The 22,818-nt window shown below is 66.2% G+C and carries 20 protein-coding genes; 18 read left to right on the forward strand and 2 right to left on the reverse strand.

The window, feature by feature from the left end; genetic code table 11:
• The first annotated feature begins 288 nt into the window (after nucleotides 1-288).
• The 14 genes from bchF to ACTTAI_RS16115 all read left to right on the forward strand — a co-directional run bounded on the left by bchF (nucleotide 289) and on the right by ACTTAI_RS16115 (nucleotide 15,954).
• Nucleotides 289-804: a 2-vinyl bacteriochlorophyllide hydratase gene (gene bchF / locus ACTTAI_RS16050; RefSeq protein WP_444452515.1), complete on the forward strand. Its 516-nt coding sequence runs from the start codon at nucleotides 289-291 to the stop codon at nucleotides 802-804.
• Nucleotides 801-2,075 (forward strand): ferredoxin:protochlorophyllide reductase (ATP-dependent) subunit N, encoded by a 1,275-nt coding sequence (locus ACTTAI_RS16055; protein WP_444452516.1) that lies wholly within the window; start codon nucleotides 801-803, stop codon nucleotides 2,073-2,075. The genes bchF and ACTTAI_RS16055 overlap by 4 nt, the downstream gene beginning before the upstream one ends.
• On the forward strand, nucleotides 2,072-3,652 hold the full coding sequence (bchB, locus tag ACTTAI_RS16060) for a ferredoxin:protochlorophyllide reductase (ATP-dependent) subunit B (RefSeq protein ID WP_444452517.1): 1,581 nt from the start codon (nucleotides 2,072-2,074) through the stop codon (nucleotides 3,650-3,652). The genes ACTTAI_RS16055 and bchB overlap by 4 nt, the downstream gene beginning before the upstream one ends.
• 4 nt (nucleotides 3,653-3,656) lie before the next feature.
• Nucleotides 3,657-7,226 (forward strand): magnesium chelatase subunit H, encoded by a 3,570-nt coding sequence (locus ACTTAI_RS16065; protein WP_444452518.1) that lies wholly within the window; start codon nucleotides 3,657-3,659, stop codon nucleotides 7,224-7,226.
• A 28-nt stretch (nucleotides 7,227-7,254) separates the two neighbouring features.
• Nucleotides 7,255-8,169, forward strand: coding sequence for a ferredoxin:protochlorophyllide reductase (ATP-dependent) iron-sulfur ATP-binding protein (gene bchL / locus ACTTAI_RS16070; protein ID WP_055209649.1), 915 nt, complete (start codon nucleotides 7,255-7,257; stop codon nucleotides 8,167-8,169).
• 1 nt (nucleotide 8,170) lies between these two features.
• The gene (bchM, locus tag ACTTAI_RS16075; RefSeq protein WP_444452519.1) at nucleotides 8,171-8,845 is read left to right on the forward strand and encodes a magnesium protoporphyrin IX methyltransferase; all 675 of its coding nucleotides are present in this window, start codon (nucleotides 8,171-8,173) and stop codon (nucleotides 8,843-8,845) included.
• Entirely contained in the window at nucleotides 8,842-10,275 is a 1,434-nt protein-coding gene (locus ACTTAI_RS16080; RefSeq protein ID WP_444452520.1) for a PucC family protein, read from the forward strand. Before bchM ends, ACTTAI_RS16080 begins: the two co-directional genes overlap by 4 nt.
• Before the next feature lie 15 nt (nucleotides 10,276-10,290).
• On the forward strand, nucleotides 10,291-11,055 hold the full coding sequence (puhA, locus tag ACTTAI_RS16085; RefSeq protein ID WP_444452521.1) for a photosynthetic reaction center subunit H: 765 nt from the start codon (nucleotides 10,291-10,293) through the stop codon (nucleotides 11,053-11,055).
• Between the two features lie 71 nt (nucleotides 11,056-11,126).
• Complete coding sequence (puhB, locus tag ACTTAI_RS16090; protein WP_444452522.1) at nucleotides 11,127-11,768, forward strand: photosynthetic complex putative assembly protein PuhB; 642 nt, start codon at nucleotides 11,127-11,129, stop codon at nucleotides 11,766-11,768.
• A gap of 12 nt (nucleotides 11,769-11,780) precedes the next feature.
• Nucleotides 11,781-12,269: a photosynthetic complex assembly protein PuhC gene (puhC, locus tag ACTTAI_RS16095; protein WP_444452523.1), complete on the forward strand. Its 489-nt coding sequence runs from the start codon at nucleotides 11,781-11,783 to the stop codon at nucleotides 12,267-12,269.
• A gap of 174 nt (nucleotides 12,270-12,443) precedes the next feature.
• Complete coding sequence (gene puhE / locus ACTTAI_RS16100; RefSeq protein WP_444452524.1) at nucleotides 12,444-13,271, forward strand: putative photosynthetic complex assembly protein PuhE; 828 nt, start codon at nucleotides 12,444-12,446, stop codon at nucleotides 13,269-13,271.
• Between the two features lie 123 nt (nucleotides 13,272-13,394).
• Nucleotides 13,395-13,883 carry a lysozyme inhibitor LprI family protein gene (locus ACTTAI_RS16105; protein ID WP_444452525.1) on the forward strand — a complete coding sequence of 163 codons (489 nt, stop codon included), beginning with the start codon at nucleotides 13,395-13,397 and terminating at the stop codon, nucleotides 13,881-13,883.
• 15 nt (nucleotides 13,884-13,898) lie between these two features.
• The gene (locus tag ACTTAI_RS16110; protein WP_444452526.1) at nucleotides 13,899-14,591 is read left to right on the forward strand and encodes a NifB/NifX family molybdenum-iron cluster-binding protein; all 693 of its coding nucleotides are present in this window, start codon (nucleotides 13,899-13,901) and stop codon (nucleotides 14,589-14,591) included.
• A 40-nt stretch (nucleotides 14,592-14,631) separates the two neighbouring features.
• Nucleotides 14,632-15,954: an ABC1 kinase family protein gene (locus ACTTAI_RS16115; protein WP_444452527.1), complete on the forward strand. Its 1,323-nt coding sequence runs from the start codon at nucleotides 14,632-14,634 to the stop codon at nucleotides 15,952-15,954.
• A 28-nt stretch (nucleotides 15,955-15,982) separates the two neighbouring features.
• Here the strand turns inward: ACTTAI_RS16115 and ACTTAI_RS16120 are convergent, their stop codons facing one another.
• A complete protein-coding gene (locus tag ACTTAI_RS16120) occupies nucleotides 15,983-17,227 on the reverse strand; it encodes a histidine kinase dimerization/phospho-acceptor domain-containing protein (RefSeq protein ID WP_444452528.1) in 1,245 nt (414 codons plus the stop codon).
• A complete protein-coding gene (locus ACTTAI_RS16125; protein ID WP_444452529.1) occupies nucleotides 17,224-17,877 on the reverse strand; it encodes a response regulator in 654 nt (217 codons plus the stop codon). The genes ACTTAI_RS16120 and ACTTAI_RS16125 overlap by 4 nt, the downstream gene beginning before the upstream one ends.
• Nucleotides 17,878-18,011: 134 nt before the next feature.
• Here ACTTAI_RS16125 and ACTTAI_RS16130 point away from each other — a divergent pair, with 134 nt between their 5' ends.
• From ACTTAI_RS16130 to ACTTAI_RS16145, 4 genes are all read left to right on the forward strand, one after another.
• Nucleotides 18,012-19,679 (forward strand): phosphoethanolamine transferase, encoded by a 1,668-nt coding sequence (locus tag ACTTAI_RS16130; protein ID WP_444452530.1) that lies wholly within the window; start codon nucleotides 18,012-18,014, stop codon nucleotides 19,677-19,679.
• Nucleotides 19,679-20,071: a diacylglycerol kinase gene (locus ACTTAI_RS16135; protein ID WP_444452531.1), complete on the forward strand. Its 393-nt coding sequence runs from the start codon at nucleotides 19,679-19,681 to the stop codon at nucleotides 20,069-20,071. Before ACTTAI_RS16130 ends, ACTTAI_RS16135 begins: the two co-directional genes overlap by 1 nt.
• A gap of 77 nt (nucleotides 20,072-20,148) precedes the next feature.
• Complete coding sequence (locus ACTTAI_RS16140) at nucleotides 20,149-21,441, forward strand: 3-deoxy-D-manno-octulosonic acid transferase (protein WP_444452532.1); 1,293 nt, start codon at nucleotides 20,149-20,151, stop codon at nucleotides 21,439-21,441.
• Entirely contained in the window at nucleotides 21,438-22,742 is a 1,305-nt protein-coding gene (locus ACTTAI_RS16145) for a 3-deoxy-D-manno-octulosonic acid transferase (RefSeq protein WP_444452533.1), read from the forward strand. The genes ACTTAI_RS16140 and ACTTAI_RS16145 overlap by 4 nt, the downstream gene beginning before the upstream one ends.
• Nucleotides 22,743-22,818: the final 76 nt, after the last annotated feature.

Raw genomic sequence — 22,818 nt, forward strand, 5'->3', positions numbered from 1 at the left:
CTCGCTGTTCCTGTCCATCCGAAGCCGCAAATTTCGACGATGTTCCCATCGCCGCGCCGCAAGGCTCGGGCCAGACTTGGAAAAGCGCGTCCCGCCCCGCCCGGACTTCTGCACGGACGAGTCGTGGCACGGGTTTAGCCGGGGGGGGGCCGCTGCATCAAGGCGGCCCGGCGCGCAAGGGCAGCGGCGTTTCGTCCCGCCCCTGAGTGTAAGTTTTCATTGACACTTTCTTGTGACAAGCCCAGTTTTACAGCAGAGTGCGCTCACGAAGAAAGGCTGGCTGCCACTATGCCAAACTCCCCCCAAAACCCGTCGCGAAAAGCACTCTACACCGACGAAGAACGCGCCCGCAGGGACGCGACGCCGTGGACGCTGGTGCAGGCCATCCTTGCCCCCTTGCAGTTCCTGGCCTTCGGTGTCTCGCTCGTGCTCGTGGTCAGATTTCTTTTGACCGGAGAGGGTTACGAGGCTGCGACAATCTCGATCCTGATCAAGACGCTCTTGCTCTACACGATCATGGTGACCGGAGCGATCTGGGAAAAAGTCGTGTTCGGGCAGTATCTTTTCGCCCCCGCCTTCTTCTGGGAAGACGTGTTTTCCTTCGGGGTGATCGCGCTGCACACGGCCTATCTCTGGGCGCTTTTCACCGACCAGCCCGATACCACGCAGATGTTCATCGCGCTGGCCGCCTACGCAACTTATGTCATCAACGCCGGACAGTTCCTGTGGAAATTGCGTCAGGCGCGGCTTCAGGCAGCTTCCGAAGCGGCCGGGTCCCTGGTGATGGAACGGGGGACGCGATGAGTCTCGATTCGCCGACTTTCGGCTGCACCGATTCTCCGGTGCGGCGCGAGCGTGGTCAAAAAGCCGTCTTCTGCGGCCTGACCTCGATCGTCTGGCTGCACCGCAAGATGCAGGACGCCTTCTTTCTGGTCGTCGGCTCGCGCACCTGCGCGCATCTGCTGCAGGCCGCCGCGGGCGTGATGATCTTCGCCGAACCGCGCTTCGGCACCGCCGTTCTGGAAGAACAGGATCTGGCGGGTCTGGCCGATGCGCACAAGGAGCTCGACCGCGAGGTCGCGAAGCTTCTGGAGCGCCGCCCCGATATCCGGCAGCTGTTCCTTGTCGGCTCCTGCCCCTCGGAAGTGCTGAAGCTCGACCTCGACCGCGCCGCCGAGCGGCTGAGCGGCATCCACGCGCCGCATGTGCGGGTGTACAGCTACACCGGCTCGGGTCTGGACACGACCTTCACGCAAGGCGAGGACACCTGTCTGGCCGCGATGGTGCCGACGCTTGAGGCCACCGATGCGGCCGAGCTGCTGGTCGTCGGCGCGCTGCCCGATGTGGTCGAAGATCAGTGCCTTTCGCTTCTGACGCAACTGGGCGTCGGCCCGGTGCGGATGCTACCCGCGCGGCGCTCCGACATCGAGCCCGCCGTCGGGCCGAACACCCGGTTCATTCTGGCGCAGCCCTTCCTTGGCGAAACCACCGGGGCGCTGGAGCGGCGTGGGGCGAAACGGATCGTGGCGCCCTTCCCCTTTGGCGAAGAAGGCACGACGCTGTGGCTGAAAGCCGTGGCCGATGCCTATGGCGTCTCGGCTGAAAAGTTCGAAGCCGTCACCGCTGCCCCCCGGGCGCGGGCGAAAAAAGCGATTGCCGCGCATCTGGACACGCTTTCCGGCAAGTCGCTCTTCATGTTCCCCGACAGTCAGCTGGAAATTCCGCTGGCGCGGTTCCTCGCACGCGAATGCGGGATGAAGACGACCGAGATTGCCACCCCCTTCCTGCACAAGGCGATCATGGCGCCTGACCTGGCCCTGCTGCCCTCGAACACCGCGCTGACCGAGGGTCAGGATCTGGAAGCCCAGCTCGACCGTCACGAGGCGATCAACCCCGATCTGACCGTCTGCGGTCTGGGTCTGGCGAACCCGCTCGAGGCGAAAGGTCATGCGACGAAGTGGGCAATCGAACTGGTGTTCACGCCGGTGCATTTCTACGAGCAGGCGGGGGATCTGGCCGGGCTGTTCTCGCGCCCGTTGCGCCGTCGTGCATTGCTGAACGGAGGCGCGGCATGAAGCTGACGCTCTGGACCTATGAGGGCCCGCCGCATGTCGGCGCGATGCGTGTTGCCACGGCAATGAAGGACCTGCAGCTGGTGCTGCACGGGCCTCAGGGCGACACTTACGCCGATCTTCTGTTCACGATGATCGAGCGCCGCAACGCCCGCCCGCCGGTGAGCTTCTCGACCTTCGAGGCCTCGCATATGGGGACCGACACGGCGATCCTGCTGAAGGATGCGCTGGCCGCCGCCCATGCGCGCTACAAGCCACAGGCGATGGCCGTGGCGCTGACCTGCACGGCGGAACTGCTGCAAGACGATCCGAACGGGATCTCGCGGGCGCTGAACCTGCCCATCCCGGTCGTGCCGCTGGAACTGCCGAGCTATTCGCGCAAAGAAAACTACGGCGCGGACGAGACCTTCCGGGCGCTTGTCCGCGCCCTCGCCGTGCCGATGGAGCGCACGCCCGAGGTGACCTGCAACCTGCTCGGCGCGACCGCGCTTGGCTTCCGTCATCGCGACGACGTGGCCGAGGTGACGAAGCTTTTGGCCACGATGGGGATCAAGGTCAATGTCTGCGCGCCGCTCGGTGCCAGCCCCGATGACCTGCGCAAGCTCGGTCAGGCGCATTTCAACGTGCTGATGTATCCCGAAACCGGGGAATCGGCGGCGCGGCATCTGGAACGGGCCTGCAAGCAGCCCTTCACCAAGGTTGTCCCGATCGGCGTCGGCGCCACCCGCGATTTCCTGGCCGAAGTCAGCAAGATCACCGGCCTGCCGGTCGTCACCGACGAATCGACGCTGCGCCAGCCGTGGTGGTCGGCCTCGGTCGACTCCACCTACCTCACCGGCAAGCGTGTCTTCATCTTTGGCGACGGCACCCATGTGATCGCCGCGGCGCGGATCGCCGCGAAGGAAGTCGGTTTCGAAGTCGTCGGCATGGGCTGCTACAACCGCGAGATGGCCCGCCCCCTGCGCACGGCGGCGGCCGAATACGGGCTCGAGGCGCTCGTCACCGACGATTATCTGGAAGTGGAAAAGGCCATCGAGGCCGCAGCACCGGAACTGATCCTCGGCACGCAGATGGAACGCAACATCGCCAAGAAGCTGGGCCTGCCCTGCGCGGTGATCTCGGCGCCCGTCCATGTGCAGGACTTCCCCGCCCGCTATGCCCCGCAGATGGGCTTTGAGGGCGCGAACGTCCTTTTTGACACCTGGGTGCATCCGCTGGTGATGGGCCTTGAGGAACATCTGCTGACGATGTTCCGCGAAGATTTCGAATTCCACGACGCGGCCGGGGCCAGCCATCATGGCGGCAAGGCGGTCGCCCGGGAAGAAACCCCTGTTGCCCCGGCCGCAGAAGCGGCCCCAGCGGCGACCTCCGACACCCCGGCAGCGCCCTCGCCGGTAGTCGACACCCCCGCCAGCGGCGAAATCCGCTGGATGCCCGAGGCCGAGCGCGAATTGCGCAAGATCCCGTTCTTTGTGCGGGGCAAGGCCAAGCGCAACACCGAACTGTATGCCGCGCACAAAGGCGTGTGCGACATCACCGTCGAAACCCTCTATGAGGCCAAGGCCCATTATGCACGATGAGTCGATGAGCGGAACCATGCCGCTGCCGCCGCACCGTCCGGGCGGCTATAACGTCGTGATCATCACGCTCGACCAGCATGCCGCCGGTCCGGCTGCCCGCGCTTTGCCGCGGCTGCAACACGACTTTCCCGACATCCATGTTTCCGTCCACGCCGCCGCCGAATGGTCGGAAAACCCGGCCAAGCTGGCGGCTGCGAAAGCGGCCGTCCTTGGCGCGAATATCGTCGTCGCGAACCTTCTGTTCATCGACGAGCATCTGCAGATGATCCTGCCCGAGATGCAGGCGGTCCGTGACGGGCTGGATGCCTTCGTCGGCATGGTCGCCGATCCGCAGATCGTCCGTCTGACGAAGATGGGCGATCTGGACATGACCAAGCCCGCTTCGGGGCCGATGGCGCTTTTGAAAAAGCTGCGCGGCAAGAACGAACCCGGTGCCGGCTCTGCCGAAAAGCAGATGTCGATGCTGCGGACGATCCCGAAGATGCTGAAGTTCATCCCGGGCAAGGCGCAGGATCTGCGGGCCTGGTTCCTGTGCATGCAGTATTGGCTGGGCGGGTCCGAGGACAACATCGAATCGATGGTCCGCTATCTTGTGGGCCGCTATGCCGACAACCGCGACTGGCGCGGCATCAAGGCGGCGGCGCCGATCGACTACCCCGAGGTCGGGCTTTATCACCCCGACATGCCGGGCCGGATCACCACCGATCCGAAGAAACTGCCGCAGCCTGCGAACCCGGTCGCCACGATCGGCATCCTGATGCTGCGCAGCTACATCCTCGCCAATGACACCGCGCATTATGATGCGGTGATCCGCGAATTGCAGGCGCATGGCGTCGCCGTTCTGCCCGCCTTTGCCGGTGGCCTGGATGGCCGCCCGGCGATCGAGGAATTCCTGCACGGCAAGATCGACACGCTTCTGTCGCTCTCCGGCTTCTCGCTGGTCGGTGGCCCCGCCTATAACGACAGCGACGCGGCGGTCGAAACGCTGAAAGCGCTCGACGTGCCCTATGTCACCGCGCAACCGCTCGAATTCCAGACGCTCGGCCAATGGCGGGCGTCGGGGGGCGGGCTTGGTCCGGTGGAAACCACCATGCTGATCGCGCTGCCCGAAATCGACGGCGCGACGAACCCGACCGTCTTTGCGGGCCGCCATGATCCGGCGGGCTGCCTGACCTGTGCGCGCGGCTGCAAACCCGATCCCGAGGCCGAAAGCCACGCCATGGCCCCCTGCCCCGAGCGGATCGAGACGCTGGTGGACAAGGTCGTGCGGATGGCGAAGCTGCGCCGCTCGAAAGTCGCGGAACGCAAGGTCGGCATCGTGCTTTACGGCTTCCCGCCGAACGCGGGCGCGGCCGGGACCGCGGCTTACCTGTCGGTTTTCGAGAGCCTTTTCAACGTGATGCACGCGATGAAGGCGAACGGCTACCAGATGGGCGAGCTGCCCGCTTCGGTGCAGGAGCTGCGCGACGCGGTGCTCTGCGGTCCGAACACGACGCATGGCCAGCCCGCGCAGATCGCGGCCCGCATCCCCGCGGCCGAGTTCGTGGCGCGCACGAAATGGCTCAAGGACATCGAAGCTGCCTGGGGTTCCAGCCCCGGCAAGCACCAGACCGACGGGCGCGACGTCTTCGTGCTCGGCCGTCAGTTCGGCAATGTCTTCGTCGGCCTGCAGCCGGTCTTCGGCTACGAGGGCGACCCGATGCGGTTGCTTTTCGAAAAGGGCTTCGCCCCGACCCATGCCTTCGCGGCCTTCTACCGCTGGCTGCGCGAGGACTTCGCCGCCGACACGCTGCTGCATTTCGGGATGCACGGGGCGCTTGAGTTCATGCCCGGCAAACAGGCGGGCATGTGCGAAAGCTGCTGGCCGGATCGGCTGATCGGCAACCTGCCGAACGTCTATCTTTATGCCGCCAACAACCCCTCCGAAGCGACGCTGGCGAAACGCCGCTCGAACGCGGTGATCGTTTCGCACCTGACGCCGCCCTTGGCGCAATCGGGGCTTTACAAGGGGCTGTCGGAAATCAAGGAAAGCCTTGGCCGTCTGCGCGCCCTGCCCCCCGACTCGCCCGAGGCCGAAGACCTCGAAGCGCTCGTGCGCGAACAGGCCAAGGGCGTGAACATGGACGCCTCGGACCTCTCGACGCTTTGGGAAAAACTCCTTGAGACCGAGGGCGCGCTGATCACCGAAGGCCTGCATGTCGTCGGCAAGGTGATGACGCCCGAGGCGCGCGCCGAGATGCTGGCCCTGATGCCGGAAAATGCCGATCGCGCGCGGGCGGACAAGTTCCTGCAAGAAGAGCATGAAATCGCTGGGCTTTTGCGGGCGCTTGACGGCCGATTCACGCCACCGGTGCCGGGGGGCGATCTGGTGCGCTCGCCCGAGATCCTGCCGACGGGGCGCAACATCCACGCCTTCGACCCGTTCCGCATGCCGACCGCTTTCGCGATCAAGGACGGCGCGGCGCAGGCGGCGCGGCTTCTGGCCACCCACCCCACCCTGCCGCGCTCGATCGCGCTGGTTCTGTGGGGCTCGGACAACATCAAGTCGGACGGCGGCCCGATCGGTCAGGCCCTCGCCCTGATGGGCGCGCGGCCGCGGTTTGACAACTACGGGCGCCTGGCCGGGGCGGAGCTGATCCCGCTGGCCGAACTTGGCCGTCCGCGGATCGACGTGGTGATGACGCTTTCGGGCATCTTCCGCGACCTGCTGCCGTTGCAAACCAAACTGCTGGCCGAAGCCGCCTATCTGTGCGCCTCGGCGGAAAACGAGCCGCTGGCGCAGAACTTCATCCGCGCCAACGTGCTGGCCACGATGCAGGACACCGGAATGGACTTCGAGACGGCCTCGCTCCGGGTCTTCTCGAATGCCGAAGGGGCTTACGGCTCGAACGTCAACACGCTGGTCGGCTCGGCCGGCTTTGGCGATGAAGACGAACTCGCCGATGCCTATGAGGCGCGCAAGTCCTTTGCCTATGGGCGCGACGGCAAGTCGACCAAGCAGGTGAACCTGCTGCAAAACGTGCTGTCCAAGGTCGATCTGGCCTACCAGAACCTTGAGTCCGTGGAACTCGGTGTCACCACCGTCGACCACTATTTCGACACGCTGGGCGGCATCGCGCGGGCGACGAAACGGGCGCAGGGCGGCAAGGAAACTGCCGTATACATCGGCGACCAGACCCGCGGCGCGGGCACGGTGCGCACGCTGCAAGACCAGATCGCGCTGGAGACCCGGGCGCGAAGCCTCAACCCGAAATTCTACGAAGGGTTGTTGAAGCACGGCGCCGAAGGCGTGCGGCAGATCGAAGCGCAGGTCACGAACACCCTTGGCTGGTCTGCCACGACAGGGCAGGTTGAACCGTGGGTCTATCAACGGCTTTCGGAAACCTTTGTCCTTGACGACGAGATGCGCGAGCGGCTTGCCAGCCTGAACTCGGCAGCCTCGAGCCGGATGGCGCAACGGCTTCTGGAAGCTTCGGACCGCAACTACTGGCAACCGGACCCGGCGACGCTGGCGGCTTTGCAAGCCGCGGCGGACGAGCTGGAAGACCGGATGGAAGGCGTTGCGGCAGAATGACATGGACGACGACGAAAAGGAGGGCCGCATGAGCCCGCGCGACGATATTCCCGACCTGAAGGGCTTCGACGGTGACGGCGAAGGCTCGGTGCAGGTGCACGACAGCGAAGACATCGGCCTCGATGTCGGCGGCGCGCGCGTGTTTTCGGTCTATGGCAAGGGGGGGATCGGCAAATCGACGACCTCCTCGAACCTCTCGGCCGCTTTCTCGCTTCTGGGCAAGCGCGTGCTGCAGATCGGCTGCGATCCGAAGCATGACAGCACCTTCACCCTGACGGGTCGGCTGCAGGAAACCGTGATCGACATCCTCAAGCAGGTGAACTTCCACCCGGAAGAACTGCGCCCCGAGGATTACGTGACCGAGGGCTTCAACGGCGTGATGTGCGTCGAAGCTGGCGGCCCGCCCGCGGGGACCGGTTGTGGCGGCTATGTCGTCGGTCAGACGGTGAAACTGCTCAAGCAGCACCACCTGCTGGAAGATACCGACGTGGTGGTGTTCGACGTTCTGGGCGACGTGGTCTGCGGCGGCTTTGCGGCCCCCCTGCAGCATGCTGACCGGGCGCTGATCGTGACCGCGAACGACTTCGACAGCATCTATGCGATGAACCGCATCATCGCGGCCGTGCAGGCGAAAGCGGTGAACTACAAGGTCCGCTTAGCGGGCTGCGTGGCCAACCGCTCGCGCGAAACGAACGAGGTGGACCGCTACTGCGAGGCCGCCAACTTCAAGCGCATCGCCCATATGCCGGATCTCGACTCGATCCGCCGCTCGCGGCTGAAGAAGCGCACCCTGTTCGAAATGGACGATGCCGAGGATGTGGTGATGGCGCGCGCCGAATACATCCGTCTGGCCGAGACGCTCTGGCGTTCGACTGGCGAGCCGGGCCTGACGCCCGAGCCGCTGACCGATCGCCATATCTTCGAACTTCTGGGATTCGATTGAGATGGCCTCCGATTACGCAGAGATCCGCAACCGCGTCGAACACTATTTCGACCGCACCGCGACCCGGGCCTGGGAACGGCTGACGACCGCGGATGCGAAGGTGAGCAAGGTTCGCCAGACCGTCCGCGAGGGCCGCGACACGATGCGCGCCGTCATGCTGTCGCGGCTGCCCGACGATCTGACCGGCTGCCGTGTCATGGACGCGGGCTGCGGCACGGGTCTGACGACGGCCGAACTGGCCAAGCGCGGCGCCGAGGTGGTGGCGGTGGATATCTCGCCCCAGCTGATCGACATCGCGAAAGGGCGCCTTGCGCCCGAATTGCAGGGCAAGGTCAGCTTCCATGTCGGTGACATGGCGGACCCGGCTCTGGGCCAGTTCGACTATGTCGTGGCGATGGACAGCTTGATCTACTACCGCGCGCCGGACATCGGCCGGGTGCTGACCGAGCTGGGCAAGCGCACGCATAGCGCTATCGTCTTCACCGTCGCGCCGAAAACGGCCTTCCTGATGGCGTTCTGGTGGCTGGGCAAACTCTTCCCGCGCTCGAACCGCTCGCCGGTGATGATCCCGCATGCGCTCGACAAGTTGCAGCGCCATGCGGGCGACAGCCTGATCAAGATCGACCGCGTCGCGCGCGGTTTCTACATCTCGGAATGCCTGGAGTATCGGCCATGATACTCTCCCGCCGCATGATCGGTTCGCTGGCGATGACCTGGCTGCCCTTCGCCGATGCGGCGTCCGAAACCCTGCCGCTGCGGCAATTGCTGCGGCTCTCGCTGTTCCAGGTTTCCGTCGGCATGGCGCAGGTTCTGCTTCTGGGCACGCTCAACCGGGTGATGATCCTGGAGCTGGGCGTGCCCGCGCTTGTCGTCGCCGCGATGATCTCGATTCCGGTGCTGGTGGCGCCCTTCCGGGCCATCCTCGGGCACCGTTCTGACACCTACCGGTCCGCCCTTGGCTGGAAGCGCGTGCCCTACCTGTGGTTCGGATCGCTGTGGCAGATGGGCGGGCTGGCGCTGATGCCGTTCTCGCTCATTCTGCTTTCGGGCGATCAGACGATGGGACCCGACTGGGCGGGCGAGGCCTTTGCGGCCGTTGCCTTCCTGATGGCGGGTCTTGGCATGCACATGACCCAGACCGCGGGTCTGGCACTCGCCGCCGACCGCGCGACCGAGGAAACCCGGCCGCAGGTGGTGGCGCTGCTTTACGTCATGTTCCTTGTCGGCATGGGCATTTCGGCCGTGATCGTCGGCTGGCTGCTGCGCGACTTCGACCAGATCACCCTGATCCGCGTCGTGCAGGGCTGCGGGGCGATGACGCTGGTGCTGAACGTCATCGCGCTGTGGAAACAGGAAGTGATGCGGCCGATGACCAAGGCCGAACGCGAAGCGCCCCGGCAAAGCTTCCGCGAGGCCTGGAGCCTGCTCGCCGCCGAGACCGGAGCCCTGCGGCTTCTGGCCACGGTGATGGTTGGCACACTTGCCTTTTCTATGCAGGACGTGCTTCTCGAACCCTATGGCGGGCAGGTGCTTGGCTTGAAGGTGGGGCAGACGACCTGGCTCACCGCAGGCTGGAGCTTCGGCGCGCTTGTCGGTTTCATCTGGTCGGCACGGCGCCTTGCACAGGGTGCCGTGGCGCATCGCATCGCTGCGCGCGGGCTTCTGGTCGGCATCGTCGCCTTCACGACGGTGCTGTTCTCGGCGCTTTTCGCCAGCAAGGTGCTGTTCTTCGCTTCTGCCATGGGCATCGGCCTTGGCAGCGGCATGTTCGGAATTGCCACGCTCACCGTGGCGATGATGGTGGTCGTGCGGGGTGCCTCGGGCATCGCGCTCGGCGCCTGGGGTGCTGCGCAGGCCACGGCGGCGGGGCTTGCGGTGTTCATCGGGGGTGCGACGCGTGACCTCGTTGCCCACGCCGCCGCAGCGGGGTATTTGGGGTCACTCCATAGCCCGGCGCTCGGCTACACGGTGGTCTATGTGACCGAAATCGGACTGCTCTTCATCACTCTTGCCGTGCTCGGACCGCTCGTTCGCCCCGGCAGCCTTTTCCCCAAGAAGCCGGAAGCCTGCGAGGCTCGGATCGGCCTTGCCGAATTTCCAACCTGACAAAGGAGGACCAACATGGTCGGTGTCAATTTCTTCGGAGACTTCGATCTGGCCAGTCTTGCAATCTGGTCGTTCTGGGCGTTCCTCGCCTATCTGATCTACTATCTGCAAACCGAGAACATGCGCGAAGGCTATCCGCTCGAAAATGACGATGGTCTGGAATCGGTGAACCAGGGTCCGTTCCCGGTGCCCTCGCCGAAGACCTTCGAGCTGGCCAACGGCCGCAAGGTTGTCGTTCCCTCGGTCGAGAACGAAGAAGCCCACCGTCGCACCGACCTCGCGCTCGAGCGCACCTCGGTCAACGAAGGCTACCCGTTCCGCCCGACCGGCGACCCGATGAAAGACGGCGTGGGCCCGGCTTCGTGGGTGCCGCGGCGGGACGAACCCGAGGTTGACGCGCATGGTCACAACAAGATCCAGCCGATGCGCAAGACCGAGATGACGGTTTCGGCCGGTCGCGATCCGCGCGGTCTTCCGGTGCAGGCGGGTGATACCGAAGTTGTCGGCAAGATCACCGACATGTGGGTCGACGTTCCGGAACAGCTGGTGCGCTACCTCGAAGTCGAGCTGAACTCGGGCAAGAAAAAACTTCTCCCGATGACCATGCTCAAGATCTGGTCGGACCGTGTTCGCGTCAATGCGATCACCTCGGACCTGTTCGACGCCATCCCCGACATCAAGTCGCCGGATGTCGTCACCAAGCTCGAAGAAGAAAAGATCTCGGCCTATATCGCCGGGGGCTACATGTACGCCAAGGGTGTCAAACCCTACGCGCTCTGATGCGAGCCTACGGGGACGGCGCGCGCCCGCGCCGTCCCGTCTGACCGCACTACTGGAATACGGAGGTCTGCATGTCAGACCATGACTTCGACTTCGAACCCCAACCGGGGATCCCTGCCCCTCTGCCCGAGGGCGAAGAGATTCTCTGGCAGGGCAAGCCCGACATGTGGACGCTGGCGCGTGACGCCTACAAGATCCGCTGGATGACGGGCATCATGCTTTTCGTGGCCGCATGGCGGACCGTGCTTTACTGGCACGATGAAGGCGCCCGGGTGGCGCTGCCGACCGCGGTCCTTTTCCTTCTGATGGCCGCTGCGATCTACGGGCTGATGCTTCTGCTCGCCTGGGTGCAGGCCCGTGCCACGATCTACACCATCACCTCGGCGCGCGCGATTCTGCGGGTCGGCGCGGCGCTTCAGGTGACCTTCACCGTGCCCTTCACCGTGATCGAAGCGATGTCGCTGGCCAAGGTCGGCCGCCGCGGCATGGGCACGATCGCGCTGCAGACGCGCTCGGACATGCGTCTCTCCTATGGCGTCCTTTGGCCGCACGCGCGTCCGTGGCACTTCCGCACGCCGCAACCCGCCTTCCGCTGCATCCCCGAGGCCGAAAAGGTCGCCCGCATCCTCGCCGAGGCCGCACAGGCGAAACTGAACGAGCCGCAGATCAGCGCCGCGCCGCAGGCCGGGGCCGGTCTCGCAGTGGCGCAGTAAACGAGGGCAGACATGGCACAACATCCCGTCTCCCCTGCCCCGCAGCGTCCCGACCTCAAGGCCGGTCGCAAGCCCGAGCCCGAGCTGATTCCGAAACCGCTTCTGCGGGCGATGATCGGCATCGCGCTGCTGTCGCTCGCCCTGACCACCTATTCCGTGCTGACCAAGCGTCCGCATGAAGGCGTGCCCCCCGCGGGCAAGGTGGTGGCCGAGAAGCTCGTGGTGCTGAAAGATATCGACGCCCGTCATGCGACGGTGGCCGATGCCGATGGCAAGATCCTGCTGGATCTGCCCGAAGGCGGCTTCGTCGACGTGATGGCCGCCGCCGTGCGCCGCTCGCGCGCCGTGGCGCGGATCACCGACAACCCGCCGGTGCGGATCGTGCGTTACGACAACGGCCGTCTGACGATGGAAGACCCGGCCACCGGCTGGTCCACCGAACTTTACGCCTTTGGCGCCGACAGCAAGGCCGCCTTTGAGCGTATTCTCGACATGAAGTGAGGAACCCATGCCCGCTTTGACCGCCCATTGCCTCCCGAGATCCGCCGCAGCCAAGGCGCGGCGGGAGGTGCGGTCTTGCGGGTCTTGCGTTACCGCCCCCGTGGCGGTCCGGATCGGGGCGATGGGCGCGTCCCCCGGTCCAGCGCGGCGCCCCCGTGATCGGGGGTGCCGCGCATGAACAATCCGTCGCTCGTGGCGCTGACGACGATCTTCGTGTGGTGGTTCTCCACCGGCGCGATCCTGTGGCGCATCCGCCGTGCCGACCTGTCGGGCCGCGCCGCGCATATGCGCTCGGTCGTCGGCGGGTTGCCGCTTCTGATTGGCGGCTATATCGCCATGTCGAACTCGGCCGATGACACTTCGGTGCGGGGCGCCCATGTGGCGTTCCTCTCGGCCGTTTCGGTCTGGGGCTGGTTCGAGCTTGCCTTCCTCTCGGGCGTCGTCGCCGGACCGAATCGCGACCATTGCCCGCCCTTCGCCTCGATGACCGAACGCTTCATCCGCTCGGTCGGCACGCTGTTGTGGCATGAAATCGGCCTGATCTCGGCATTGATCCTGTGCGCGGTGCTGGTCTGGGACGGCGAGAATCGCTTCGGTCTCTGGACCTTCGGCACGCTCTTCCTCGCCCGCGTTTCGGCGAAGCTGAACCTCTTCTTCGGCGTGCCGCGGATCAACGTGCAATTCCTGCCGAAGCCGCTGGCCCATCTGGCGAGCCACTTCCGCCATGCGCGTATGAACTTCCTGTTCCCGGTCTCGATCACCGTTCTGACCTTTGCCACCGGCTGCTGGATGGAGCGCGCCGTCGCCGCCGAAACCGACGGTATCTTCATCGGCTTCGTCTTGCTGACCGTGCTGACCGCGCTCGCGCTGCTCGAACACTGGTTCATGGTCCTGCCGCTGCCCGATCAGAAGCTCTGGACCTGGATGCTGCCCTCGGTCGACGAGACCGAAGACGACGCGATGATCGACACCATTCCGGTGCGGATTCCCGCGGGCGAGTGACGCATCCAATCTGACGCGCGCAATCGTGAACGCGGGCCCCGGCGAAATGTGACGAGGTCACAGACGCCCCCTTCCCTGCCCGCTTATCTGCCCGCATTCGCTCCTTTCACAAGGTTTTCGCCGATGCGCGCTGCGACCTTCTCTCTTCTGATTGCGCTTGCCTGCCCGACCGCCGTCCTTGCGGGCAATGAAACCGCCCAATGCATGGCCGATGCCACGACGCCCGAGGCGCAGCTGGCCTGCGTCGGCAAATCCTCGGATGCCTGCCGCGCGCATCTGGTCGATGCCCAGCCCTCGCTGGTGGCAGGCTGCATCACCGACGAGGTGGGCTGGTGGCGCCATCGCATGATGGATGCCGAAGCGGCGATGCAGGCGCGGGCCGAGAAACTCGACGTGCCCTATACGAAACAGATCGCCGATGGCGCGCCGCGGCTGACCGACGATTTCGACACCATGCGCAAGGCCTGGACCAACTGGGCCGAGAAGCGCTGCACCTTCGAGGCGATGCTGCATCGCAATTCGCCGCGGCGGATGGTATATGCCATCGACTGCCACCTGCACCTGACGGCCGAACAGGCGCTTTATCTCGAAGCCGCGGCCAAGGGCCAGTAATCCAAGGAACCTTCCATGCTCATCGCTGTTGCCAGCCAGAATTTCCGCACCATTTCCGGCCGCGCCGGAGAGACCGGCCCGTTCCTGATCTACGAGGTCGAAGCGGGCGGCAAGGCGCAGGAAGTGGCGCGGATCGATCTGCCCGAGGCGCTGCAGATGCCCGCCGAGGATGCGGGCTCCCCGCATCCGTTCGACGACATGACCGCGGTGATTTCGTCGACGGCGATCGAGGCCTTCGGCGACCGGATGGCGGCGCGCGGCGTTCTGGCCGTGGTGAGCGAGGAAGAGACCGATCCCGCCACCGCTGCGGGTTCGCTTGCCGTGGCCATCGTCGAGGCGCTTTCGGCGGCGGGGATGCGGCTGGAGGATCTGGAGGGCTGCGGCTGCGGCTGCGGTTGTGGCGATCACGGCCGCGAAGGCTGCGACGGTCAGGGCGGCTGCGGCGGCCATGACCACGATCACGACCATGATCACGGGCACGACCATGATCACGGCGGTTGCGGCTGTGGCGGCGGCGGGCATCGTCACGGGCACGGCGGGCACGGGCACGGGGGGCACGGCCACGGGCGCCGTCGCGGTGGTGGCGGCTGTGGCTGTGGCGGCCACGATCATGCGGCCGAGGCGGTTCCGGTTCTGCGCGATGCGCCGCGCCAAAGCGGCGGCGGCTGTGGCTGCGGGGGCGGCGGTGGCGGCTCTTGCCGGGGCTGACCCCCGCCCTATCTGACCGAAACCCAAATCCGGAGCGATCATGACCGAGCGAAAGCCCGAAATGAAACCTTTGCCCGTGCCGTCCTCGCGCTTCGTGCGCGCGGCGAAGCTCGGGGGGCTGGCGTCAAGCATTGCGGGCTCGGTGATGGCCGAGGGGGCGAAAAGCCTTGCCCGCGGGCAGCGCCCGGTGATGAGCGATCTGCTGCTGACGCCGCAAAACGCGCTCAAGGTCGCCGACAAGCTGGCGCAGATGCGCGGCGCGGCGATGAAGATGGGGCAGCTGATGTCGATGGACGCGGGCGAGATGCTGCCGCCTGAGCTCGCCCAGATCATGGCCCGGCTGCGCGCCGAGGCGCATTTCATGCCGCCCGCACAGCTGAAAAAGGTGCTGATCACCGCCTGGGGGCCGGATTTCCTGAAGCATTTCAAGAAATTCGACGTGCATCCCATCGCCGCCGCTTCGATCGGGCAGGTGCACCGCGCCTGGACCAAGGACGGCCGCGATCTGGCGATCAAGGTGCAATATCCGGGCGTGCGCAAGTCGATCGATTCGGATGTCGACAATGTCGCGACGCTGATGAAGATTTCCGGGCTGGTGCCGAAGGGGCTCGACATTTCGCCGATGCTCGACGAGGCGAAGCGACAGCTGCACGAGGAAGCCGATTACGAACGCGAGGGGCGGTATCTGGCGCTCTTCGGGCAGCTGAAATCGCAAAGCGCCGATTTCACCGTGCCCGCGCTGCATGCAGATCTGACCACACGCGAGGTTCTGGCGATGTCCTTCGTCGAGGGCATGCCGATCGAAAGCCTTGAAACCGCGCCGCAGGCCGAGCGCGACCGGGTGATGCGGCTGATCGTCGATCTGATCTTCCGCGAGCTTTTCGACTACCGGCTGATGCAGACCGACCCGAATTTCGCGAATTTCCGCTACGATCCGGCGACGGGCCGGGTGATCCTGCTCGATTTCGGCGCGACCCGCGAATTCCCCGAGGAATTTGCCGCGCGCTATCGGCGGCTTCTGCGCGCGGGGCTCGACGACGACATGACCGGCGTGCGCGATGCTGCGCGCGAGATCGGCTTCCTGCATGCCGAAATGCCCGCGGATCTGGAGGCGATGCTGCTTGAAGTGTTCCGCATGTCGGTCGAGCCGCTTCGGCAGCCCGGGCTTTACGATTTTGGCCAGAACGATCTGGCGCTGCGGATGCGCGACGAAAGCATGGCACTGCAATCGCATCGGCATCACTTCCGCTTCCCGCCAGTGGACAGCCTGTTCCTGCAACGCAAGTTCGGCGGCGTCTATCTGCTGGCGACGAAGCTGCGCGCCCGGATCGACCTGCGCAACGTCGTCGAGAGCTGGCTCTGACCCTGTCAGGGGCAGAGCCGAAGCCCGGTCATTCTCCGAACGTCACCACCACCCGTGCCTGACCGGCGCGGATCGATTTCTCGACCGTGGCCCCCATCGCGGCCGCCAAGGCCGCGACGATCGACAGGCCAAGCCCAAGGCCGCGAGATCCCGGGCCCTTGCGGAAGGCCTCCTCGACAAAGCCCGTCTGCGCGGTCGGGTTCTCGATCATCAGCGCCGGTCCCTGCCCCGCCTGCGCCGGACGGATGACCACGCGGACCGGCCCGGTGCCATGCTCAAGCGCGTTTTCCAGAAGATTGCGGATCAGGATCGCCAAAGCATCGGCATCGACGGCCAGGCTCAGGCGTTCCAGATCGGCATCGTCGAAGCGGATCGCCACTCCGGGGCGCCGGGCATCTTCGACCAGAAGACGCACCACCTGCACCAGATCGGCCGGGCCACGGCCAAGCCCCAGACCGGCTTCCGAGCGCGACAGCTGCAGCAGCCGTTCCACCCGGCGGGTGAGATCGTCGAGCATCGGCAGCGCCGCCTCGGCCCCGGCCCCGCCTCCCAGATCCAGCCGCGCACGGATCGCTGCGATCGGCGTGCGCAGCTCATGCGCCGCATTGGCGATGAACCGGCGTTCGATCGCGCGCAGATCGTCGATCCGGGCCAGATAGCTGTTCAGACCATGTGCCAATGGGTGCAGCTCGCGCGGCAGCCCGGCCTCGGGCACCGGCGACAGATCGTCGGGACTGCGTCCGGCAATCGCCCCCGCCAGAGCATCGAGCGGCCGAAGCGCCCGCGCCAGCGCCCGCATCAGCCCCCAGATCAGCAACCCCACCACGGGCCCGACAAGGATCAGCAACGAGACCGCCGCCTCGGCCATCTCCTTGTGCCGCCAGCCGCGGTTATGCGCCACCTCGACCACCTCGTGATCGCCGGTGCGTCGCAGCGCCCGCCAGCCCATCGAGTCGAAATAACCATCCTCGGTGGGCGAGACCCAGGGCACCTGCGGCTCGGGCACCCCGGGCCGGATGATCCGCAACAGCCGTTCGTTCTCTTTTGCGGTCACCGCCACAAGCCGCGGCACGATGCGATCGGCCCCGGTTTCAAGCGCCACCAGCGTCGTTTCGGCAACCAGTTCCAGTTCTTCATCGAACCCCTCGTTCATCTCGCGGTCGATGAAGAGAACGGTCAGCGCCACCGTGCCAAGCCAGCCCAGCGCCACAATCCCGAGCACCGCCCGCAGCAGTCGGTTCCGGATCGAGCGGGGGGCAGGCTGGCGGCTCATGGCAGCACGTAGCCCAGACCGCGCCGGGTCTCGATCACCTCGGAGCCCAATTTGCCGCGCAGCCGCGAGACATAGACTTCAATCGCATTGCCCTCGATCCGGTCGTCAAAGGCGTAAAGCGCCTCTTCCAGCGCGGATTTGCCCAGAACCCTGCCACGCGCGCCCAAAAGCGCCTCGAAAAGCGCCCATTCCCGCGCCGTCAGCCGCACCTCGACCCCGTCCCGCCAGACCCGCGCCAGCGCGCGATCGACCTCAAGCCGCCCCAGCACAATCCGCGCCTCGGGCACGCCCTGCGCGCGCCGGGCATGGGCCCGGATCCGCGCCGACAGCTCGTTCAGATCGAAGGGCTTGACGACGTAATCATCGGCCCCGGCATCAAGCCCGGCAATGCGGTCGGAAATCTGGTCCCGCGCGGTGGCGATGATGACGGGCGTGCGGTCGCCCCGGTCGCGCCGGTCGCGCAGCACCGCCAGCCCCGATCCGTCCGGCAGCCCAAGATCAAGGATCACGCAGGCATATTCGGTAACCGCCAGCGCCGCGAGGGCGCCTTCGACATCTTCCGCCAGATCGACGGCATGGCCCTCGGCGCGCAGATGGCGCGCAAGGGTCTCGGCCAGATCGGCAGTATCTTCGACAAGCAGCAGACGCATGGACCCGGCATAGCCCCGCGCGGCGGCTTTGACGAGGATTTTCCATGTCGAAGATTTTACCTTGCAGTCGGCAATCGTAAGCTTGGCGCAAGGCAGCACGACGACATGGGCCGCAAGACCCCAAGGAGAGCAGCATGTCGACCCCACCCCTTCCCTTCCCGCCGTCGCCCCCCGATCAGACCCCGGGCAAAGGCCGGTTCGAACTGACCCCCTTGGGGCTCAATCTGATCGTTGCGGCCTATCTGCTTGCAGTGCTGAACGGCGGGATGTGGACGTCGATCTTCAAGGTCTTCGCCGCGGACCCGGTGGCGCTGGTGGCCTTCAGCGTCTCGGTCAGCCTGCTCCTGCTCGTGCTGATGTCCTTCATCACCCTGCCCTGGCTGCAACGCCCGGCGCTGGCCTTCATGATCCTCACCGCCGCGGTGGCCGAGCATTTCCGCCATGCCTACGGCGTGCTGATCGACCGCGACATGATCCAGAATGCGATGCTGACCACGCCCACGGAAAGCAAGCATCTGTTCACCGCGCAATTCCTCCGTGACATCGGGCTTCTGGGCCTGCTGCCCGCCGCGCTCGTCTTCGTGCCGCGGCTGCGCGTGACCCCGCTGCGCCATCTGCTCTGGCGCTGGCCGCTGGGCATCGCGCTTTCGCTTGCGGTGGTGGTGGCGATGGTTGCTGCCAACTACCGCTCGTTCGCGCCTGCGGTGCGCAACCACCACGAAATGCTCGCCTCCTTCCAGCCCGGCGCGCCGATCCGCGCCATGGCCCGGTATGGCGCGCTGCGCTTTGCCACCGCTGACATCACCGCTGCCCCCTATGGCCGCGATGCCGTTCAGGGGCCGCTGCTGAAAGCGGCGAAAAAGCCGGTGCTCTTCGTGCTCTTTGTCGGCGAAACCGCCCGGGCAAAGAACTTCGGGCTGAACGGCTATGCCCGCGACACCACGCCGGAACTATCCAAGCTTGATCTGGTGAATTTCCCCGACACTTGGTCCTGCGGCACCTCTACGGCCGTCTCGGTACCCTGCATGTTCTCGGGGCTTGGCACCGACGATTATTCGCAAAAACGCTTCCTTGGACGCGAAAATCTGGTCGATATCCTGGTTCATGCCGGGCTGAAGGTCGAATGGATCGACAACAACACCGGCGATCAGCAGGTGGCGAAGCGGCTGAACGGCATCACCCGGATCGACGCGACCATCGATCCCGCCGCCTGTGCTGGCGGCGAATGCACCGACGCGGCCTTCCTGCCGATCCTCAAGGCACGGATGGAGACGATCACCGAAAATACCGTGCTCGTGTTTCACATGATCGGCAGCCACGGCCCGGCCTATTACCTGCGCTACCCGGCCGATCAGGCGGTCTTCACCCCCGATTGCCGCTCCTCCGCCTTTGCCGATTGCGCACAGGAGACGATCGTCAATTCCTATGACAATTCGCTGCGCATGACCGACCATGTTCTGGCCGAGACGATCCGGATGATGGCGGCACAGGACCGCGTGATCCCGGCCATGTATTTCGTCTCGGATCACGGCGAGAGCCTTGGCGAAAACGGGCTTTACCTGCATGCGGCGCCGATGTTCATGGCCCCCGACGAACAGCGCAAGGTGCCCTTCGTGATCTGGATGTCGCAAGCCTTCCAGGACACGCTCGACGTGCCGCAATCCTGCCTTGCCGCCAAGGCCGGGCAGCCCGCTTCGCAGGACAACCTGTTCCATTCGGTGCTGGGCCTGCTCGACATCCAGACCGCGGTGCGAGAGGATGCGCTGGATCTCAGCCACGGGTGCCGCAAGGGAGGGGCGTGATGGCCAAGGAAGACAAACCCGCGCCGCAGGTGGTGCCACCACGGCCGGGGCTTGGGCATCTGATTGATGCGACGGGATATTCGATGGCCGGAACGGTGCGCCTTTGGCACGAGACCGCGGCCCGGCAAGAGCTGATCCTCGGTCTGGTGATGCTGATCCTGCTGGCCGTTTTCGGCGCGGACGCGGGGCATTACCTGACCTATGGGGTGCTTTTCGCGCTGATGATCGCGGTCGAGGCCCTGAACACAGCGATCGAGGTGCTGACCGACCGGGTCTCGCCCGAATGGTCGAAGGCGGCGAAGGACGCCAAGGATCTCGGATCGCTCGCGGTCGGGCTGATGGTGGTGTGCAACCTCGGCTTCGTCGGTGCCGTGGGGCTTGGCCTTCTCTGATCCCGTCCGGATGGACAAATGCGCCGCGCGGCCCTAGGGTCCGCGCGGTTTTTGCTGCCCCGATGGAGAGGAGCGCCGTGACATCCCCCCGCCCCAAGCCTGACGGCTGGCAGCTGCGCGCCTATCTGGCCGCGCGACCGCTCTTGCAGCCGCTGATGCGCGCCGTGCTGGCGCGGCGGCTCAAGCAGGGCAAGGAAGATCCGGCCCGCCTGCCCGAAAAGCTGGGCCAGCCGACTGCCGTGCGGCCTGAAGGACGGCTTGTCTGGCTGCATGCGGTGGGGCTGGGCGAGGTGCTGGCGCTGCGCCCGCTGATCACCGCGCTGCAGGCCGAAGATCCGGGACTGTCGGTGCTGATCACCTCGACCGCGCGATCTTCGGCGCAGGTGCTGGGGGCGAACCTGCCGCCGCGCTGCATGCATCAGTTCCTGCCGCTCGACGGGCCGGACTTCCTGCGCCGGTTCCTCGATCACTGGCGCCCGGATCTGTCGATCTGGTCCGAGCAGGATCTCTGGCCCGGGGCGATCTGCGACACTGCCGCGCGCGGCGTGCCGCTGGCCTATGTGAACGCGCGGATCGGCGCCAAGGCCGCGGCAAAACGGGCGCGGCTTCGCGGGCTTTACCGCGACGTGCTCGCCCGTTTCGCGCTGATCGCGGCACAGGATGCGGGTTCGGCCGAGCATCTGCGCGCCCTTGGGGCAACCGAAGTGCGGGTGATGCGCTCGCTCAAACCCGCGGCCGCGCCGCTCGGCGTCGATGCGGCGGAGCTCGCCCGGTTTCAGACCGCTCTGGCCGGGCGCAAAGTCTGGGTCGCCGCCTCGACCCATGCCGCAGATGAAGTGGTGGCGATTGACGCCGCCCGGCGGCTTGCGGCGCAAGATCAAAGCTGGCTGATGATCCTTGCCCCGCGGGTGCCCGCCCGGTCCGACACGATCCTTGCGGCGCTGACGCAAGCGGGCCTTGCGACGGCGCGGCGCAGCGCGGGCGAAATGCCGGGACCGCAGGTGCAAGTCTATCTGGCCGACAGTTTCGGCGAGCTGGGCCTCTGGTATCGGCTGGCCCGCATCGCCTGCGTCGGCGGCAGTTTCGGCAGCACCGGCGGGCATAACCCGTGGGAGCCGGTCTGCCTTGGCCTGCCCGTGCTCTTCGGCCCCGTCACCCATAATTTCGCCGCCGATTACGCCGATCTGACCGCAGCAGGCCTTGCGCAGCGTATCGAGATCGGACCGGAGGCGGGCGCAACCCTCGCCCGCGCCGTCGCCGAGACCGAGCCCGCCGCCCGCGACCGCGCCCGCGCGCTGGTCGAGGCCGCCCGGGCCGACTTGACCCCGCTTGCCCGCGACTTGCGCGCGCTGATGGAGACGCGTCGATGATCCTGCGGCTGTTCCTGATCGCCTATCGGCTGCTCTGGCTCGTCGGCCTGCCCTTGGTGCTGGTCTATCTGTGGCGCCGCGGCCGTCGCGACCCGGCCTATCTGCAGGCGCTGCCCGAACGCTTCGGCTTTTATGGCCGCCCACTGCCGCAGGGCGCGATCTGGCTGCATGCGGTCTCCCTGGGCGAGATGCGCTCGGCGATTGCGCTGGTGCGACTGCTGCTCGATCGCGGCGAAACCGTCGTGCTGACCCATTTCACCCCGGCCGGGCGCAGCGAATCCGCCCGCGCCTTCGGCCCCGAGATCGCCGCGGGTCGGGTCACGGTGGTCTGGGTGCCGCTCGACATGGGCTGGTGCTGGCGGCGCTTCCTGCGGGCCTGCCGTCCGCGCCTTGGCCTGACGCTCGAAGTCGAGATCTGGCCCGCGATGATCATGGCCAGCCGCGCCGCGGGGGTGCCACTTTACGCTGCAAACGCGATCTATACGCAGGGCCGCTTTGCCCGCGATCGCAAGGGCTTGCGGCTACGCCAGCGGGTGATTGCGCAACTTTCCGGGGCCTTCGTCAAATCGCGCCTTCAAGCCGAGCGGTTTGCCACAACGGGGCTGGCGAACATCACCGTCACCGGCGAATTGCGCTTTGACCAGCCGGTGCCCCCGGCGTTTCTGACGGCCGCCGAACGCCTGCGCCCCGCCCTTGCCGCGGGCCGCGAGGTGATCACCATCGCCAGCTGCGTCGAAGCCGAAGAGCCGCTTTTCGCGGGCGTCATCGCCGAAATCACCGCGAAAGCCCGCAGCGAAAACCGCCCCGCGCCGCTCTTCGTGCATGTCCCCCGCGCCCCCGAACGCTTCGAGGCGGTGGCGGCGGGGCTTGAAGCCGCGGGGCTCACTGTCCTGCGCCGCAGCCGCGTGCTTGACCGCGATCTGGCCCCGACCGGCCCGCTTGCCGCGCCCGATGTGCTTCTGGGCGACAGTCTGGGCGAGATGTTCTTCTACCTTGCGCTGGCTGATCGGGTGATCGTCGGTGGCGGCTTCAGCCCGAAGGGCGCGCATAACGTGATCGAGCCGCTGATGCTGGGCAAACCCGTGCTGACCGGCCCGCATGTGCACACGATCGAATATCCCTTTGCCGAGGCCGCAGCGGCCGGGGTGGCACAAAGCCTGCCCGACCGGGCGGCGCTGCTCGCGGCGCTGGCGAAACCGGCGCCCGACAACCGCGCCGCCATCGCGGCCTTTCTGGCCGAGCACACCGGGGCAAGCGCCCGCACCCTTGCCGCCATTGACCACGCGACCGCCCGCCGCTGAGCTTGCCGCGACGCAAAGTCCCGCTCTGCCGCACCGGTCCCGACCGACTGGACTTGGCCCAAGGATCGGGTCACAA

The organism is Rhodobacter capsulatus (assembly GCF_052363175.1).
GTDB lineage: Bacteria > Pseudomonadota > Alphaproteobacteria > Rhodobacterales > Rhodobacteraceae > Rhodobacter > Rhodobacter capsulatus_D.